The sequence below is a fragment of the Tardiphaga sp. 841_E9_N1_2 genome, assembly GCF_051811065.1.
GTDB lineage: Bacteria > Pseudomonadota > Alphaproteobacteria > Rhizobiales > Xanthobacteraceae > Tardiphaga > Tardiphaga robiniae.
Window position 1 is genome coordinate 820,185 of the sequence record NZ_JBPWQC010000001.1, and the last position, 14,898, is coordinate 835,082.

The following is a 14,898-nucleotide window of genomic DNA, read 5'->3' on the forward strand; positions in this document are numbered from 1 at the left end:
GGAGCCAAACATGGCATCTCCGAATCCATCAGTCGACGATATCGTAGCAACGACGATTGAAAACCGGTCCAAGAAGGCCGCCGACAACGTCACTCGCAACAACGCGCTGCTGAACCGTCTGGCCAAGCAGGGCAACACCCGCGCCTATTCCCCGATCGATGGTGGAACCACCATCTGGGAGGAAATCGAATACGCGCTGAACGGCACCACGATGTGGTATTCGGGTTATGAAACTCTGAATATCGCGCCTCAGCAGATTTTCACCTCTGCAATCTACCAGATCCGTCAGGCGGCTGTTGCCGTTTCGATCTCGGGCCTGGAAGAACTGCAGAACTCCGGTGAAGAGCGCATGATCGACCTTATCGGCGGTCGTGTCTCGAATGCTGAGCGTTCGCTTGAATCGCTCATCGCAACGGGTATTTACTCGGACGGCACCACGCCGAAATCAATCGGCGGTCTGCAGCAGTTGATCTCCAAGACCCCGGCGACGGGCTCTGTCGGCGGCATCGACCCTGCGACCTGGGTGTTCTGGCGTAACATCGCCTTCTCGTCCGCGACCGACGGCGGTGCTCCCGCTACGGCTGCGAACATCAAGGGCTACATGGACGCCGTTGCGAACCAGCTCGTTCGCGGCACCGACAAGGCGGACATCATCACGGCCGATAACAACTACTGGGAACTCTATAACCAGTCGTTGCAGGCCATTCAGCGCACCGAGCAGGTCAAGACGGGCGAAAGCGGCTTCGAATATCTGAAGTATCGCTCGGCCGACGTGATCCTGGATGGTGGTTTCCAGGGCTACAGCACTGACCCGATCCCGGTTGGTGGCGTGCCTGTGAACACCATGTACTTCATCAACTCGCGTTACCTGAAGTATCGCCCCCATCGTGATCGGAACTTCAACGCCATCGGGCCGAAGCGCATGAGCGTCAATCAGGACGCCAGCGTGAAGCTGATGGGTTGGGCCGGCAACATGACCATCTCGAACCGGCGCCTTCAGGGCGTGCTGGGCGCATAAGGAGAAATGAACCATGACGATTCCCTATGCAAACGGCGGCGGCCTCGGCGCTAACTACGCTCAGGTCTATTCGACCTCCAGCTCGCTCTATCCTTACGTGGGAGACATCCCATTCCAGGTAGGCCAGCTTTCCGAGGGCACTGACGGCTCCAAGTGGATCTTCGTCAAGTTCGGCACAGGCGGGGTCACTGGGCTCGGCTATGTCTGCACTTATGACGAGGACTTTCTTGCGGTCATGATGTCCAACTCGGTCGGCGGCCTGGGCGACAAACTCGGCGTGGCTCCCGCCGCGGCCCTCATCAACCAGTACGGTTGGCTGCAGGTCTACGGTACTTGCGACGATATCCGCGTGTCCGCTTCGTGCGCGGCCAACGTGGTTCTGGCTTCGACGGTTACGGCCGGCGAAATCGATGACGCGGTTGCTACCCCGACCAAGAACATCACTGGCATCGTGCTTACGACCGCCCGTGCTGCTTCGGCCGGCAACGCACCGGGCGAACTGAACTGGCCGGTTATCGGCACCACGAACTAAGACGTTCGAAACACTACGGCCCGTCAGCATCCCGCTGGCGGGCTTTTTCTATGGAGGTTGATTTGGAATTCTCACCACAGGGATACACGCCGGATGGCATCGCCATGTTCGGCAAGGACGAGCAGTCGATGGTCCGTTTTTTCCGCCATCCGATGCTCAGCAAGATTCAGTCGGAGGAAAAAGGCCTGCCGGTTTATGTCGATGTGGACATGATCGAGGTCATTCAGCCCGGCGAGAAGGAGTCCGTGCAGGTTCTGGCTACGGAATGGCACAAGCGCCGCTTCCAGAAGCAGTGGCAGGCATTCCAGGACGGCATCGAGCAGACCGCGGTTGGCACCCCGCTCGATCATCTGTTCCCGTCAGAGCCCGGCACGATCCTGACGCTCAAGTCGTTCAACATTCACACCGTCCAGCAGCTCGCCGGGCTGACTGACAGCGCGATCGGAAATCTCCCGATGGGCCGTCAGCTTGTCGATAAGGCCAAGGCATATCTCGGCTCTGCCGATGGCGGCAGCGAATTCCACGCGATGCAGCGCCGCATTGCTGAACTGGAAGCGAAAGTGGCCAATCAGGCCGAAGCCCCACCCGAAAAGCGCGGCCCCGGCCGTCCACCTAAAGCACAAGGAGAATAACGATGGCTCTTGCCAAAGACCTTATTCAGGTTGGAATTCCCGACCAGGCTGCGAAGCGGCTTGGTTACCAGTACGGCACGCTGACCAGCGCCGGAACGACCAGCGCGGACGCTGCAGCGTGTTCGGCAACGGCAACGCTGGTTGAAGTTACCGGCGCCGCTTCGTCGGGCATCAAGCTGTCAGCGGACTCTGAAGTCGGTATGGACTTTGTCTATGCCAACACCAGCGCCAACGCGATCCTGATCTATCCGCCGACTGGTGGCCAGATCAACGGTGACACTGCAACCACTGGTACAGTTCCGCTCGCGGCTCGCGGCACCACGCGCTGCATCCGTACCGGTGTGAATACCTGGGCGGCCATTTGTGGGGCTGCTGGCTAATGAATATCCTGCAGATCGTCCAGACAGCAGCGAATGAGCTTGGGCTGGTATCGCCCACGACTCTTGTGAACTCGACGGATTTGCAGGTTATTCAGCTTCTTGCTTTGGCCAATCGCGACTGTACGTCTCTTTACCGGGACTACGATTGGACCGATCTCCAGGAAGAGCACATCGTCAACGTGGAGGCTCAGGCCGCTACGACGGGCGATGTGGCACTGAACTCCGCTCTAATCCTGAACATCCCATCAACCGCCGGCCTCGATACATCGTGGGCGGTGTCAGGCGAGGGTATGCCACAGGCGCAGCGGATTGCGGAAGTTGTCGATGCGACCACGGTTCGCTGTGAAATGCTCTCGACGGCTACGGCTATCGGCACGGAAATCCTGTTCGCCAAGGACACCTACGATCTCCCAACTGATTTTGACCGCTATATCGGTCAGACGTGGTGGGATCGGACGAACCATTGGCGCCTGATCGGGCCTGATAGCCCGCAGATGGATCAGTATATCCGTTCCGGGATCTTTGCGACTGGACCGCGGCGCCGCTTCAGGCAGGTCGGCAGGAAGCCGAACGCATGGCGTATCTGGCCGCCTCCGTTCGCTGGCGGTGCACCTGCGCCCGGTGCCCTAGTTTGGGAATACATCTCCAAAAACTGGGTTTTGAAGGTCGATGGCACGACATCCGACCGGATGACGACCGACACCGACACGCCGTTGCTTGACGACCAACTCGTCATCATGGGTGTGAAATGGCGCATGTGGCAGATTAAGGGATTCGAATATGCGGCTATGCAGCAGGAATACCTTGATGCTGTGAACGCGAAATTTGCATCTGACGGCGGTATTCCTGATCTCTATCTCAATCGGCGCTCCGGGCCGTTCCTGATCTCCAACGGGAACGTCCGTGACGGCAACTTCCCAGGCCCGACATGAGGGCTAGTTACGCTGCTGCTCGAGCTGGTAAGGTACCAAGGCCGAAGGTAGCGCGCGGTGCGTCCATTCCTGCGCCTGTAGGCGGCTGGGACGCAATCTCCCCAATTGCGAATATGCCTCCGGATCGGGCTGTCACGCTCGACAACTGGTTTCCCCAGCCTGACTGGGTCGAACTTCGCAAGGGTTTTGTCCGTCACGTCGACCTGATGTCAGGCGCACCGGTTGAGACTGTTGCGGCCTATGAGGGTGCGTCTACTGACGATCTCTTCGCGGTGTCTGGCGGCAAGATATATCTCGCCACTGCAACGCCAGCTTCTACCGCGGTAAGCGGGCTTGCCAACAGCAGGTTTCAATTCACGAATTTCGCCACGACCGGCGGCAACTTCCTCTACATGGTCAACGGTGCGGATGATCCCCAGTATTTCGACGGTACCACCTGGGCGGTTGCAGCGATTACGGGTGTCAGCGGGAGCGATCTGATCACCGTCACGCCTCATAAGGCGCGGCTGTGGTTCTCCATCAACGGCACCAGCGACGCGGCATATCTTGGTGTAGACAGCATCCAAGGGGCGGCTACGGTGTTTCCTATCGGCGGCAATTGGTCGATGGGCGGATACCTGATGCAGATCGCATCGTGGTCACTCGACGGCGGCAATGGTCCAGACGACTATATCGCTTTCATTTCCTCTCGCGGTCAGGTGTCCGTTTATAGCGGGACCGATCCGAACACGGATTTTACGCTCGTTGGCACCTATTCGATGGGTTCTCCTATCGGTCGCAGGTGCATCACGAAGGTAAGCGCCGACATTGCCATCATCTGCATCGATGGGCTGGTTCCCTTGTCGAAAGCGCTGATCTTCGATCGCGCGGCTGTATCTCAAGTTACGCTGACAAAGAATATCCAGCGCGTGATGAACCAGTCGGCACGGGACTATAAGAACAATTTTGGCTGGCAGATCATCGGCTATCCACGAGGGACGAGGGCAATCCTTAATGTCCCGGTGTCTGAGAACGGTGAACAACAGCAATACGTCATGAATACCCTGTCCGGTGCGTGGTGCCGGTTCACGGGCATGAACGGCTCGTGCTGGGAGGTCTATCAGGACAACCTGTATTTCGGCGGTAATGACGGCGTTGTGTACGAAGCCGACCGATCCGGAACAGATTACGGTCGCCGGCTGAGCGCCAACATGATGACCGCGTTCAATTACTACGGGAAGCGCGGCAACCAGAAGCGATGGACGATGTGCCGGCCGCAATTGACGACCGACAACCAGGTTAATCCAGGTCTTGCGTTCAATGTGGATTTCCAAGACTTCGCACCGATCTCGGTTGCAAGCACACCTTCGTCCCAGACTGCGCTGTGGGATATTGCGCTATGGGATGTCGGACTATGGGCCGGACAGGTCGTCACGCAGTCAAACTGGACCTCGGTAACTGGACTTGGTTACTGCGCTTCAATCCGCATGGCGATCGACATTGATAGTCCTGTTACTGCCGGCGGTGCCGTGTGGGGCGTCGGTCTTTGGGGCGTCAACAAGTGGACGTATTCGGACGGCGCAGAAGTCGTCCTCCGCGTGAACGGCTTTGATCTCAGCATGGAAGACGGTTCAATCGTATGATCCTCATCGGGCATGACCAGTTCGTCGCTGAATTTGTATCGAGGATCACCGGCAAGCCATTTCATCCGCCTTACACGGCAATCGGCATTGTCGATGAGGACGGTGTGATTACGGGCGGGTACGTTTTCACCGGTTACAATGGCGACGGGATCGAGTTGTCTTTAGCGGGGAAGGGCGTTGTGCATCGGGATGGTTGGAGGGCCGTCCTTAGCTATGTGTTTGAGCAATTGAAGTGCTCAAGGCTCCAGATGCACACGAGCATGACGAACAAGACGGTGAAACGGAACCTCAGCAAGCTTTTCCCGAATGGATTTGAAGGTATCGCCAAGCGCTTCTACGGGAAGCATGACGCCGTGTGTTTCGCCCTGACTGTCGATGATTTGAGCGACTTCCGCGCTCGGTGGAGACTCTAGATGGATAGCCCACAGGCCCCGGCTGCTCCCGATCCGGCTGCAACGGCCGCTGCTCAGTCTGCCGCGAACAAAGACACTGCGATTACGCAGTACGGCCTTAATGCGACCAATCAGAACACTCCGACAGGGTCGCTCAGCTACAAGCAGATCGGAACGTGGTCTGATGGAACGCCTCGGTACGAGGCGACGACGGCGCTTAACGCTGGCGAGCAGTCGATTTACGATACTGGTTTGCAGACGCGCCAGAATGTCGCCGGAATCGGGAAGGACCAGAGCGCCCGCATTGCGTCGCTGCTCGGCAGCCCGGTTGATCTCAGCAATGAAGCGACGGAATCCAGGCTCATGGAGCTTGGTTCGAAGCGGCTTGATCCGCGATTTGCGCGTGAAAGCGATGCACTCGAAACCAACCTGATTAATCGAGGCATTCGGCCGGGCTCCAAAGCTTACGATACGATGCGAACACAGTTCGATCAGGGCAAGAACGATGCTTACAACCAGCTTCTGCTGACAGGACGCGGGCAGGCTGTTCAGGAAGCGCTGACCGAGCGTAATCAGCCGATCAACGAAATCACGGCACTGATGGGTAATTCCCAGGTCAGCCAGCCGAATTTCACCAGCACGCCGTCTCCCGGCGTCGCGCCTACCGATGTCATCGGTGCGAACCAGCAGTCCTTGAACCAGCAGAACGTCGGGTATCAGGGCGCTCTATCGCAGAACAATGCGATGATGAGCGGCTTGTTCGGCCTTGGCGGTGCCGGTCTGGGCGGATGGGCGCAGGGCGGCTTTAAAACTTCGGACGCCCGCGCGAAAGAGAATATCACGCGCGTTGGTCATACCGACAAGGGCCTCCCGATCTATACCTATTCCTACAAGGGCAATCGTGGCTTGATGGAGATGGGCGTCATGGCGCAGGAGGTTGCAGAACGAATTCCTGATGCTGTGGCTGTTCGAGACGATGGTCTGATGGCCGTGGACTATGGCCGCGTGACGGAGGCTGCATAATGGTGGCCGACAGTGGGACCTATGACGAATCCACGATCCTTCGGCGCCGCAAGGTTGCTGAGGCGATGCTTAACGATGGCGTAAAGCCTCAGAAGATCGAGCATTGGACGCAGGGTCTTGCCCAGCTCGCACGCGCTGGCATCGGTGGATATCTTACCAATCAGGCCGATGAAGATCAGAAGGCCGAGCAATTCAAGCAAACGGCTGAACTGTACAAGGCCGCTGGCCTGCCCGCTCCTACGGCCCCAGAAGCCGCACCATCAATCTTTTCTCGGATGGCCTCAGCGATGGGCAGTGGCGGCGAACCCGCTCCAGTGGCTCCCGCAGCCCCGGCATCCGCCCCCCCGATGGGCGCTCCAATCCCGCAGGTAGCGTCCCAGCCTCCAGTCGCTCCATCTGCGCCCGGCAAGGTCTACACGAACGACGAACCGTCACCGCTCGATCCGCCGTCCGGCATCGATCGTAAGGCCATGATCGCGACCATTCTTGGCGAGGCCGGCAATCAGGGTCCGCAAGGCATGAATGCGGTCGGAAGTGTGATCCGCAATCGCGCCGTCAATGGCGGGTTTGGTGGCGATACACCAACCGGTGTGGTCACTGCTAAGAACCAGTTCGAGCCATGGAATACGGAAGCCGGCCGGTCGAAGATGTCAGCCGCTGCTGCCGATCCGAAACAGGCCGCCGCGGCCGAGCAGGCTATTGCCATGGCTTACGGCGAAGGCGGGCAGGCTCCAGCCGATCCGACCAATGGCGCTATGAACTTCATCGCTCCCAAGGCGCAGGTTGCGCTCGGTCGCGACATGCCGAAATGGGCGCAGGGACCCGGTCAGGATATCGGCGATCATCGTTTCTTCGGCGGCAAGCCTCAGGACCCACAGGCTCCGTATCAAGTGGCTGGTCCTCCGACTGCGGCTCCGAGCGGTCCTCCTGCCGTCGCTCAGGCCATGGGTGCACCTCCTGTGCAGCCTACTCAGCCTAGCGGCATCTTTGCGGGCGTCCCCCAAGACAAAATCCCCGGCATTCTTCAGGGTCTGACGAGCAAGAACCCGACCATGAAGGCGCTCGCGGTTCAGCAGCTTGGGAATTACACAAAGTCTGACGCCCCGACTGACGAGACGAAGGAATACAAGCTTGCTCAGTCTCAGGGCTACAAAGGCTCGTTCATGGATTTCAAGACCGAGTTGAAGAAGGCCGGTGCAACGAACGTCACAACCAACGTAGACAAGGGCGAAAACAGCTTCGCTACCGAAGCCGGAAAGGTTCAGGCCAAGCGGTTCGATGAACTAGCCGGAGAGGGCCAGAAGGCCCGGCAGATGGTGTCCGACATCGATACGCTGACCGAACTTGGCAAGAATATCGGCACCGGCAAGGGCGCGGAGCTTACGGCTCGCCTCGGCCCATGGGCAGAGTCGATTGGCGTCCCAATCAAGGGCCTCAGCGATATTCAGGCTTTTGAAGCCATCGTAAATCGAGTTGCGCCCAGTATGCGCGTCCCAGGCTCGGGCGCTCAGTCCGACTTCGAATTGAAGAACTTCCTGAAGTCACTTCCGACGCTCGGAAACACTCCAGAAGGCAACGCCATTGCTGCGGCCACTATGAAGGGGCTGCAGGAAAACAAAATCAGAGCATCCGAGATCGGGTCTAAGGCACTCAATGGCGAGATTACGCGCCCGCAAGCTGAGAAGATGTTGCGTGAGCTGCCCGATCCGATGGAAGGTTATCGGGCCTATACGAAGTCAAAGCCTGCCTCAGCAAAACCGTCTGAGGCGCCCAAAGCAGGCAGCGTGACCGAAGGCGCAACAGCCACCAATCCGAAGACCGGCGAACGCATGATTTTCGAAGGCGGACAATGGAAGCCACTCGCATGAGCGAACTCCCGTCTGGTTTCGTCATTGATGCAAAACCGACCGATCTTCCGGCCGGCTTCGTGATTGACGGAGCGCAGACTGAAAAGAAGAAATTTGGGCTGGCAGATACATGGCCGGCGAAGCTAGCTACCGGACTTTACGACGCCGCTAAGTCTGCCGTGACGCTGCCCGGCGACGTGATGACGGGGAAGGCCCAGGTTCCTCAATCGGAGAATATGCCGGGCGGGGAAAGCACCAAAGATATTGGCCGCGTGGTCGATATGGCCACCTTGGGCAGCCCAATGGCGCCGAAAGCTTCACCCACAATGGCGGGGAAAGCTGTAGTCCCAACCACTCAGGAATTGAAAGAAGCGTCAAAGGGCGGCTATAATGCGGCTCGCGATCTTGGGGTAGAGATCAAGCCGGAATCCGTGTCTGTCCTCGGTGAGAAAATCGGGGCAGTCCTGAATGAAAAAGGCGTCGATGCCACTCTCGCCCCGAAAACCTTCTCGATCCTTGGTAAACTTGCGAACCCGCCCACAGAATCCGTCGCGACCGTTTCCAACCTCGAAACGCTTCGACGGTCTCTCGGTCACGCGGCCAAGGACTTTGCTAACCCAACTGAGCAGTTGGCTGCTCGACGGGCTATGGAGCATCTTGACGATTATCTGGCTGCCCTCCCTGCTGAGGATGTTATTCGCGGATCTGCCCCCGAAGCCTCCAAAATACTCAGCGAAGCCCGCGGAAACTATGCAGCCGCCAAGCGATCTGAGCAGATCACAGAAGCCGCCGAAGCTGCAGACCTCAACGCCGCAGCCGCAAATTCTGGACAGAACATCGGTAATGCCACCCGTCAGAGAGTTAAATCCATCCTCGCGAGTGACAAGAAGTCAGCCGGTTATTCTCCCGAAGAATTAGCGCAGATGGAGCGTGTCGTCCGCGGCACGAAGACGGGCAACCTATCGCGGATCGCTGGCAATCTGATGGGCGGCGGAGGCGGCCTTGGTGCCTATGTCGCTGGTGCAGGAGGCTATGCTGCCACAGGGAACCCTCTTGGACTGGCAATTCCTGTCGTCGGCGCCGGTCTGAAAAAGATCAGCAACATGTCTACCGATCGACAAATCAGAATTCTGGAAGAGATGACGCGCGCTCGTTCGCCATTGGCAAAATCGAGGCCGGGACCGTCTGTGTCATCTGCTGAAGAACTTAAACGAGCTGCCATTGCTCGCGCCATGATGGGCGATCTTAACAACCAGTAACACCACCAACATCACTGACCTTCCAAGGCTCGCTTCACGCGGGCCTTTTTCTGTTTGGAGAGACCGCATGCCGCGAAACGGAGCAGGGGTATTCAACCTTGCGCAACCTGCTTTCCAGTCTCAGACGCCGATTTCGTCATCTGCGGTCAATTCCGATCTCTCGGACATCGCGGACGGCTTGACGAACTCGCTGCCGAGGGACGGCCAAGGCGCAATGACGGCGGTTCTGCCGCTTGCTTCGACGGGCTTCACCTACGCTGCCGACCCGAACACGGGTATGAGCCGGTCAGCTTCCGATGAGCAGGTTATTACGTGTGGTGGGACTGTGATCGCGCGGTTCTCCACGACCGGCGTGGATTTTACGGGCGCCGTTACTCAGAACGGAATCGTCCCCCTTCCTCCTGGCTTTGTTGGTTTTACTGCAGGTGCAACTGCTCCTGCGGGTTGGCTGCTTCGTAATGGACAGGCGGTATCTCGAACCACATACGCTGATCTTTTCACTGCTATCGGAACGGCGTTCGGGTCTGGAGACGGGGCGACCACATTCAACGTTCCCAATACGCTTGGGCGCGTAGACGCTGGTCTCGATGGCGGTTCGGGCAGGCTGTATGGGGCGGTTTTGGCTCAAGCGGTCGGTGGCCCGACGCAAAACCTCACGATGTCTAACCTGCCGCCGATTACGCCAGCGGGTTCGGTATCCATCAGCGACCCTGGGCATTCTCATCAATATTCAACAAATACTAGCACTACGGCAGGTCCCGGTGGCGGCGGCGTTTTGATGCAGGGACCTGGCCTATTCCAAACTGGCGTAAGCGGAACCGGAATCAGTGCAGGCTTCACCGGTACTCCTACGGGCGGAAATAGTGCGGCATTCGCCATCGCCCAAGCCACAATGGCGATGACCCCCATCATCAAATTCTAGGATCGATAGATGCCACGTAACCCGACAACGGGCGTTTTCACGCGCGTCTCGAATTCGTTCTCTGATCCTATTTCAGGGACGGTCATCGATCCCAACGATGCAGCAGCATATTACGCTGACATCGATAACGGGCTGACCAATGCGATGCCGAAAGAGCCGACAGTTTTGACGGTGGACGGTGCAATCTCGGCAGGCACCCCGGCGGCAGTAATTCAGAAAGCAGCGCCAAGCGCGTCTGCGTTCACACTCCCCTCTGTGACGCTGCAGAACGGAATTCCGCTGACAATAGTCGATTGGTCAACAGGCGTCACGGCTCACACGATCACGCTCACACCTGCCGGTGCCGAGACAATCATGCAGGCAGCGACATTCACGGTTTACTCGAACTCAGCTCAGCTCGGTTCGGTCACGCTCTATCCCTCCACGACACTGAACGGGTGGTATGTCTAAAATGAAAATCCTTCGGTCTTTTGCGGTCGCTTCGGCGGCCTTTTTTATTGCCTGCAATCCTGTCTCTGCGCAGTGGCAGACGCCTGATCACTCCGTCCCGATCGGTCGCGGGTCCGGCACGGGGTTCAAATTCGCTGCGCCTGGTGTGGCTGGTCAGTCGCTGGTCAGCAATGGCGCCTCGTCTGATCCTACCTTCCAGACAATCGCGGGGCCTGCTTTCGGTACGCAGACTGCGAACACGGTCTTTTCCGGCCCCACGTCGGGCGGCGCAGCTAACCCCACATTCAGGGCACTTGTGGGTGCAGATCTCCCAAATCCATCCGCGTCGACGCTTGGCGGGGTTCAGTCGAAGACTTCAGTTGCGAGCCAGTGGCTCAACTCGATCTCGACATCGGGCGTCCCGACAAGCACCCAACCTGCGTTCACGGATATTTCCGGCACGGCGACGGCAGCGCAGGGCGGAACTGGACAGTCCGTATTTGTCATCGGTGATCTACTGCAGGCCAATGCGACCAGCACGCTCGCTCGCCTCGCTGCTGTGGCCACGGGCAATGTCCTGATCTCTGGTGGCGTCGGCGTCGTCTCAAGCTGGGGCAAGGTCGGTCTGACGACGCATGTCAGCGGCACACTTCCTGTAGCAAACGGCGGCACGAATTGTGCTGTCGCATCGGGCACCTGCGTCGACAACATCTCGGGATTTGCGAGTACGGGATTCCTGACGCGTACCGGCGCAGGCACATACGCGTTTCAGTCGACCACCAATGGCATTACGCGAGCCAATCTCGCTCAGGTGGCGGCGAATAGCTTTAGCGGCAATGCGACAACGTCGCTGGCAAATGAATCCGCTTTCACCATCACCAGCTTGACTAGCAAGGCGTCTCCCGTCACCGGGGATCTAGTGGTAATCGAAGATTCGGCCGCTGCCGGCCAGCTTAAGAAAGCTACGGTTGGGTCAATCGCATCCGCCGGATCGGTTTCATCCATCGCAGGCAACACTGGCGCGTTCACGCTCGGCACGGGTCTGACGAACAGCGTCAACGATATTCGGGTGTCAATTTCGTCTTTGACAAACTCGATCGGTGCTAATGTTCCTTTGAATAACACGGCAAATTACTTTGATGGACCATCGGTCGCGCAGGGCACGTCAGGAACATGGGTAGCAAGCGGGAGTGTGCTTGTGCAAGATACTACTGGGCCTGCTGCCATCTACTGTAAGCTTTGGGACGGAACCACTGTTATCGCAAGCGGCGGTTATGGTCTCGCCACCTCAGTCGTTGGTTCAGTCTCGTTGTCTGGCGTTATCACTTCGCCTGCTGGCAACATTAGAATGTCTTGCCGCGACGTTTCCACGACAGGCGGTATAATGCTGTTTAACGGAACCGGCAATTCAAAGGACGGCACCGTTTCTGCGTTTAGAATTCAGTGATGATTTTCTTGATGGTAGCTCTTGATGGCCCGGCGCCGTATGTATTCCGAAACAGGATATTGCGGGCAAGTTCCGGCGTTCGGCATTCGACAATCGCGGGCAACACGTCGCCAGCGTCAACGATCTTCTCAACGCTCACGAGTTGATTGTCCTTGTCGGTGAAAGAGATGCCGATGGAGCCAGATGTCACAGTGCAATCAACCTCGATCTTTTCAACTGGTGTTCTCAATGGCAGCATCGCAGCATAGGACCAGTTGCTAGATCCAGTGGTGATCTCCACGCCCGTAGGAGAAACCGATATCTTGCAGCCGTTGCACGACGACAGTGCGCTGAGCGAAAGGTTGGTTGGCTCCAGCAATGGAATGCGGCCGGCGTATTCGAACTTCTCCAAAAGCTGGAGATCGTGCCAGTTGCAGGAGTCATTGTAGAAATCGTGAGAGAAGATCGTTTGCAGCTTCGCTGGTGAAAGGCGGCGCTTTATCTTCTCAATATCGTACCATTCGGCCCATTGTGTGCCCGCGCCGTCAGTGACCTCACCCCACTTCGAGAAATGCGGGCTTCCTTCACGAAGCCAGCGTTTCTTTGGGTAGGTCAATTCGATCCAGCGGCCACCAGCCTTTAGGCGAGAGATGATCGCGTGGCACTCGTCGCGGGCGGCATCGAACGGAATGTGCAGAAGCGAGCCATCTGCCCAGATGAAATCGAAGTCGGCGGCCAGATTTAGAAACGATGTTGGCGTGTCGATATAGAAAAATTCGGCATGGTCTTCGGGGAGGCCAATCAGTTTGATAGCGCGCTTCACGAGATCGAGATTCGATCGGACGATATCTGAGAACGTCCAATGTGCGCCGTACTTTAGAAACGTCATCCCGTCGATGCCAAGGCCAGAGCCTACATCAAGAATGCGCTTTCCTCGAAAGGCATCTTTGTAAAGCGGAAAGTACCAGCCGAAGTCAGAGCCTTCGCCACGGATAGAACGGTGCTTCTCCAGGAGCGCGAGCAGATCGGCGCCGCTGGTTTGGGAGATTTCATTCGTTCGGCCGCGGTCGTTGCCAATTGGGACTTCCTGCCACTTTTGCCTGAGGTCATCGAACGAAACGTCGTTATCGCGGCTTACGCGCTGCATTTTTGTCTCCCTGAAGGGCCGGGAGCCTACAACCACGGAACGAGGAGATCAAATGAGCGACCCATGGATTGCCTATGCGCAGACGAAACTGGCCGCAAACAGCGTAAAACTCAACCCGGACACACATTCGACCGGGCTCGTGGGTGAGGTAACGCTGCCCTATACCGTGCCAGCCGGGAAAGTGCTGCGCCTGAAAAGGCTGGGCATCGAGCCTCTGTGGGGCGCCGCAATGATCCCATACATCGGTGACAGCACATCAACGACAGAAGCGGTTCCGACCACGATCTGCCTCAAGACCTATTCGTCAGGCGGCACTCGCTCAACCACTTTGAGCGTCGAGAATTTGCTGCCGTCGATTAATTGGGATTGCGACTACTTCATCCCGGCCGGCAAGAAGCTGAACCTTCGCCTTGCTGCTGGAGCCAATCCGGGGCCGGGCGACGCATGGATTTATGGCTGGGCCATGTCTGGCGAACTGCTCGACGCCTGATCCTCCTTCACATCCCGCCGCTTCTGCCGCCCTCAGAGGCGGCTTTTTGATTCCATAACATCGGAGCGATCCCATGATCGAACTGACTGGCGCAGCAATGCGGCAGATGTTTCCGAACGCGCCTCAGGCGGTGCTGGATGCTTTTGTCTCGAAACAGGACGTGCTGACCAGGGCAGGGATCAACAAGACCCGCAATCGGCTGGCCTATTTCTTCGCGAATATCGAGCACGAGTGCGGCGGGTTCACGATCCGCAACCTCACCGAAAACATCAATTACACCGCTGAACGGATGGCTGCGGTGTGGCCCAATCGGTTCAAGTCAGCCTCAGACGTGCGCTATGCCTATGGCACTGCGCCAGGCTGGCAGAAGAAGGCCTTCGACGACATTTATGGCAGCCGCATGGGCAATCGGCCCAACACCTCGGACGGCTCGCTATTTATCGGCCGCGGCGGTCCCCAGGTGACGGGAAGGGACGGTTATACACAGGTCGGCAAGCGCGCCGGGCTGGATCTGGTCGGCAATCCTGAACTGGCCTGCGAGGCGCAGTATCAGCCCGAGATTTGCGCCGCGTTCTGGGATTGGAAGAACCTCAACATCAAGGCCGACGCGGGCGATTTCGAGGGCTGCGTGAAGCTCTGGAACGGCGGCACGAACGGCATGGCGGATCGACGCGCCATGATGGCCGGCAACGATCCCATCATTAAGAAGCTATCGATCGTGGCTGACATCGTGCCGGTGATCAATTCCATCCCGACCAAGCAGCCGGCGCCACTGATTGTCGCCCCGCCACCTCCCGAGCCGCCCAGTTTCTGGGCTCGCTTCACATCCATCTTCGGAAAGGCCTAA

Annotated in this window: 16 protein-coding genes; 15 read left to right on the forward strand and 1 reads right to left on the reverse strand. The window is 58.0% G+C overall.

From position 1 onward, the window contains the following. The first annotated feature begins 10 nt into the window (after window positions 1-10). The 13 genes from AB8A50_RS03750 (at window position 11) to AB8A50_RS03810 (ending at window position 12,435) form a co-directional block, all read left to right on the forward strand. Window positions 11-1,018: a phage major capsid protein gene (locus AB8A50_RS03750; protein WP_439076922.1), complete on the forward strand. Its 1,008-nt coding sequence runs from the start codon at window positions 11-13 to the stop codon at window positions 1,016-1,018. A 13-nt stretch (window positions 1,019-1,031) separates the two neighbouring features. Further along, a complete protein-coding gene (locus tag AB8A50_RS03755; RefSeq protein ID WP_439076923.1) occupies window positions 1,032-1,550 on the forward strand; it encodes a hypothetical protein in 519 nt (172 codons plus the stop codon). Between the two features lie 62 nt (window positions 1,551-1,612). Next, window positions 1,613-2,182 (forward strand): hypothetical protein, encoded by a 570-nt coding sequence (locus AB8A50_RS03760; protein ID WP_439076924.1) that lies wholly within the window; start codon window positions 1,613-1,615, stop codon window positions 2,180-2,182. A 2-nt stretch (window positions 2,183-2,184) separates the two neighbouring features. Continuing rightward, window positions 2,185-2,562: a hypothetical protein gene (locus AB8A50_RS03765; RefSeq protein ID WP_439076925.1), complete on the forward strand. Its 378-nt coding sequence runs from the start codon at window positions 2,185-2,187 to the stop codon at window positions 2,560-2,562. Continuing rightward, window positions 2,562-3,494: a hypothetical protein gene (locus tag AB8A50_RS03770; protein WP_439076926.1), complete on the forward strand. Its 933-nt coding sequence runs from the start codon at window positions 2,562-2,564 to the stop codon at window positions 3,492-3,494. The genes AB8A50_RS03765 and AB8A50_RS03770 overlap by 1 nt, the downstream gene beginning before the upstream one ends. Window positions 3,495-3,607: 113 nt before the next feature. After that, window positions 3,608-5,116, forward strand: a complete 1,509-nt coding sequence (locus AB8A50_RS03775; protein ID WP_439076927.1) for a hypothetical protein — start codon at window positions 3,608-3,610, stop codon at window positions 5,114-5,116. After that, window positions 5,113-5,529: a hypothetical protein gene (locus AB8A50_RS03780; RefSeq protein WP_439076928.1), complete on the forward strand. Its 417-nt coding sequence runs from the start codon at window positions 5,113-5,115 to the stop codon at window positions 5,527-5,529. Before AB8A50_RS03775 ends, AB8A50_RS03780 begins: the two co-directional genes overlap by 4 nt. Next, a complete protein-coding gene (locus AB8A50_RS03785) occupies window positions 5,530-6,531 on the forward strand; it encodes a tail fiber domain-containing protein (protein WP_439076929.1) in 1,002 nt (333 codons plus the stop codon). Further along, complete coding sequence (locus tag AB8A50_RS03790) at window positions 6,531-8,399, forward strand: cell wall hydrolase (RefSeq protein ID WP_439076930.1); 1,869 nt, start codon at window positions 6,531-6,533, stop codon at window positions 8,397-8,399. Before AB8A50_RS03785 ends, AB8A50_RS03790 begins: the two co-directional genes overlap by 1 nt. Next, window positions 8,396-9,637: a hypothetical protein gene (locus AB8A50_RS03795; protein WP_439076931.1), complete on the forward strand. Its 1,242-nt coding sequence runs from the start codon at window positions 8,396-8,398 to the stop codon at window positions 9,635-9,637. Before AB8A50_RS03790 ends, AB8A50_RS03795 begins: the two co-directional genes overlap by 4 nt. Window positions 9,638-9,704: 67 nt before the next feature. Continuing rightward, a complete protein-coding gene (locus tag AB8A50_RS03800) occupies window positions 9,705-10,559 on the forward strand; it encodes a phage tail protein (RefSeq protein WP_439076932.1) in 855 nt (284 codons plus the stop codon). A 9-nt stretch (window positions 10,560-10,568) separates the two neighbouring features. After that, complete coding sequence (locus AB8A50_RS03805; RefSeq protein ID WP_439076933.1) at window positions 10,569-11,009, forward strand: hypothetical protein; 441 nt, start codon at window positions 10,569-10,571, stop codon at window positions 11,007-11,009. Continuing rightward, complete coding sequence (locus AB8A50_RS03810; protein WP_439076934.1) at window positions 11,002-12,435, forward strand: hypothetical protein; 1,434 nt, start codon at window positions 11,002-11,004, stop codon at window positions 12,433-12,435. The genes AB8A50_RS03805 and AB8A50_RS03810 overlap by 8 nt, the downstream gene beginning before the upstream one ends. Here the strand turns inward: AB8A50_RS03810 and AB8A50_RS03815 are convergent. Continuing rightward, a complete protein-coding gene (locus AB8A50_RS03815) occupies window positions 12,422-13,561 on the reverse strand; it encodes a class I SAM-dependent methyltransferase (protein WP_439076935.1) in 1,140 nt (379 codons plus the stop codon). The genes AB8A50_RS03810 and AB8A50_RS03815 overlap by 14 nt on opposite strands. A gap of 52 nt (window positions 13,562-13,613) precedes the next feature. Here AB8A50_RS03815 and AB8A50_RS03820 point away from each other — a divergent pair, with 52 nt between their 5' ends. Next, window positions 13,614-14,051, forward strand: coding sequence for a hypothetical protein (locus tag AB8A50_RS03820; protein ID WP_439076936.1), 438 nt, complete (start codon window positions 13,614-13,616; stop codon window positions 14,049-14,051). Window positions 14,052-14,124: 73 nt separating this feature from the next. Next, window positions 14,125-14,898 (forward strand): glycoside hydrolase family 19 protein, encoded by a 774-nt coding sequence (locus AB8A50_RS03825; RefSeq protein WP_439076937.1) that lies wholly within the window; start codon window positions 14,125-14,127, stop codon window positions 14,896-14,898.

Excerpts from the sequence above, each read along its gene's own strand:
- AB8A50_RS03750 (WP_439076922.1), top strand. The coding sequence starts at position 11 with ATGGCATCTCCGAATCCATCAGTCGACGATATCGTAGCAACGACGATT.
- AB8A50_RS03755 (WP_439076923.1), top strand. The coding sequence starts at position 1,032 with ATGACGATTCCCTATGCAAACGGCGGCGGCCTCGGCGCTAACTACGCT.
- AB8A50_RS03765 (WP_439076925.1), top strand. The coding sequence starts at position 2,185 with ATGGCTCTTGCCAAAGACCTTATTCAGGTTGGAATTCCCGACCAGGCT.
- AB8A50_RS03770 (WP_439076926.1), top strand. The coding sequence starts at position 2,562 with ATGAATATCCTGCAGATCGTCCAGACAGCAGCGAATGAGCTTGGGCTG.
- AB8A50_RS03775 (WP_439076927.1), top strand. The coding sequence starts at position 3,608 with ATGCCTCCGGATCGGGCTGTCACGCTCGACAACTGGTTTCCCCAGCCT.
- AB8A50_RS03780 (WP_439076928.1), top strand. The coding sequence starts at position 5,113 with ATGATCCTCATCGGGCATGACCAGTTCGTCGCTGAATTTGTATCGAGG.
- AB8A50_RS03785 (WP_439076929.1), top strand. The coding sequence starts at position 5,530 with ATGGATAGCCCACAGGCCCCGGCTGCTCCCGATCCGGCTGCAACGGCC.
- AB8A50_RS03790 (WP_439076930.1), top strand. The coding sequence starts at position 6,531 with ATGGTGGCCGACAGTGGGACCTATGACGAATCCACGATCCTTCGGCGC.
- AB8A50_RS03795 (WP_439076931.1), top strand. The coding sequence starts at position 8,396 with ATGAGCGAACTCCCGTCTGGTTTCGTCATTGATGCAAAACCGACCGAT.
- AB8A50_RS03800 (WP_439076932.1), top strand. The coding sequence starts at position 9,705 with ATGCCGCGAAACGGAGCAGGGGTATTCAACCTTGCGCAACCTGCTTTC.
- AB8A50_RS03805 (WP_439076933.1), top strand. The coding sequence starts at position 10,569 with ATGCCACGTAACCCGACAACGGGCGTTTTCACGCGCGTCTCGAATTCG.
- AB8A50_RS03810 (WP_439076934.1), top strand. The coding sequence starts at position 11,002 with ATGTCTAAAATGAAAATCCTTCGGTCTTTTGCGGTCGCTTCGGCGGCC.
- AB8A50_RS03815 (WP_439076935.1), bottom strand. The coding sequence starts at position 13,561 with ATGCAGCGCGTAAGCCGCGATAACGACGTTTCGTTCGATGACCTCAGG.
- AB8A50_RS03820 (WP_439076936.1), top strand. The coding sequence starts at position 13,614 with ATGAGCGACCCATGGATTGCCTATGCGCAGACGAAACTGGCCGCAAAC.
- AB8A50_RS03825 (WP_439076937.1), top strand. The coding sequence starts at position 14,125 with ATGATCGAACTGACTGGCGCAGCAATGCGGCAGATGTTTCCGAACGCG.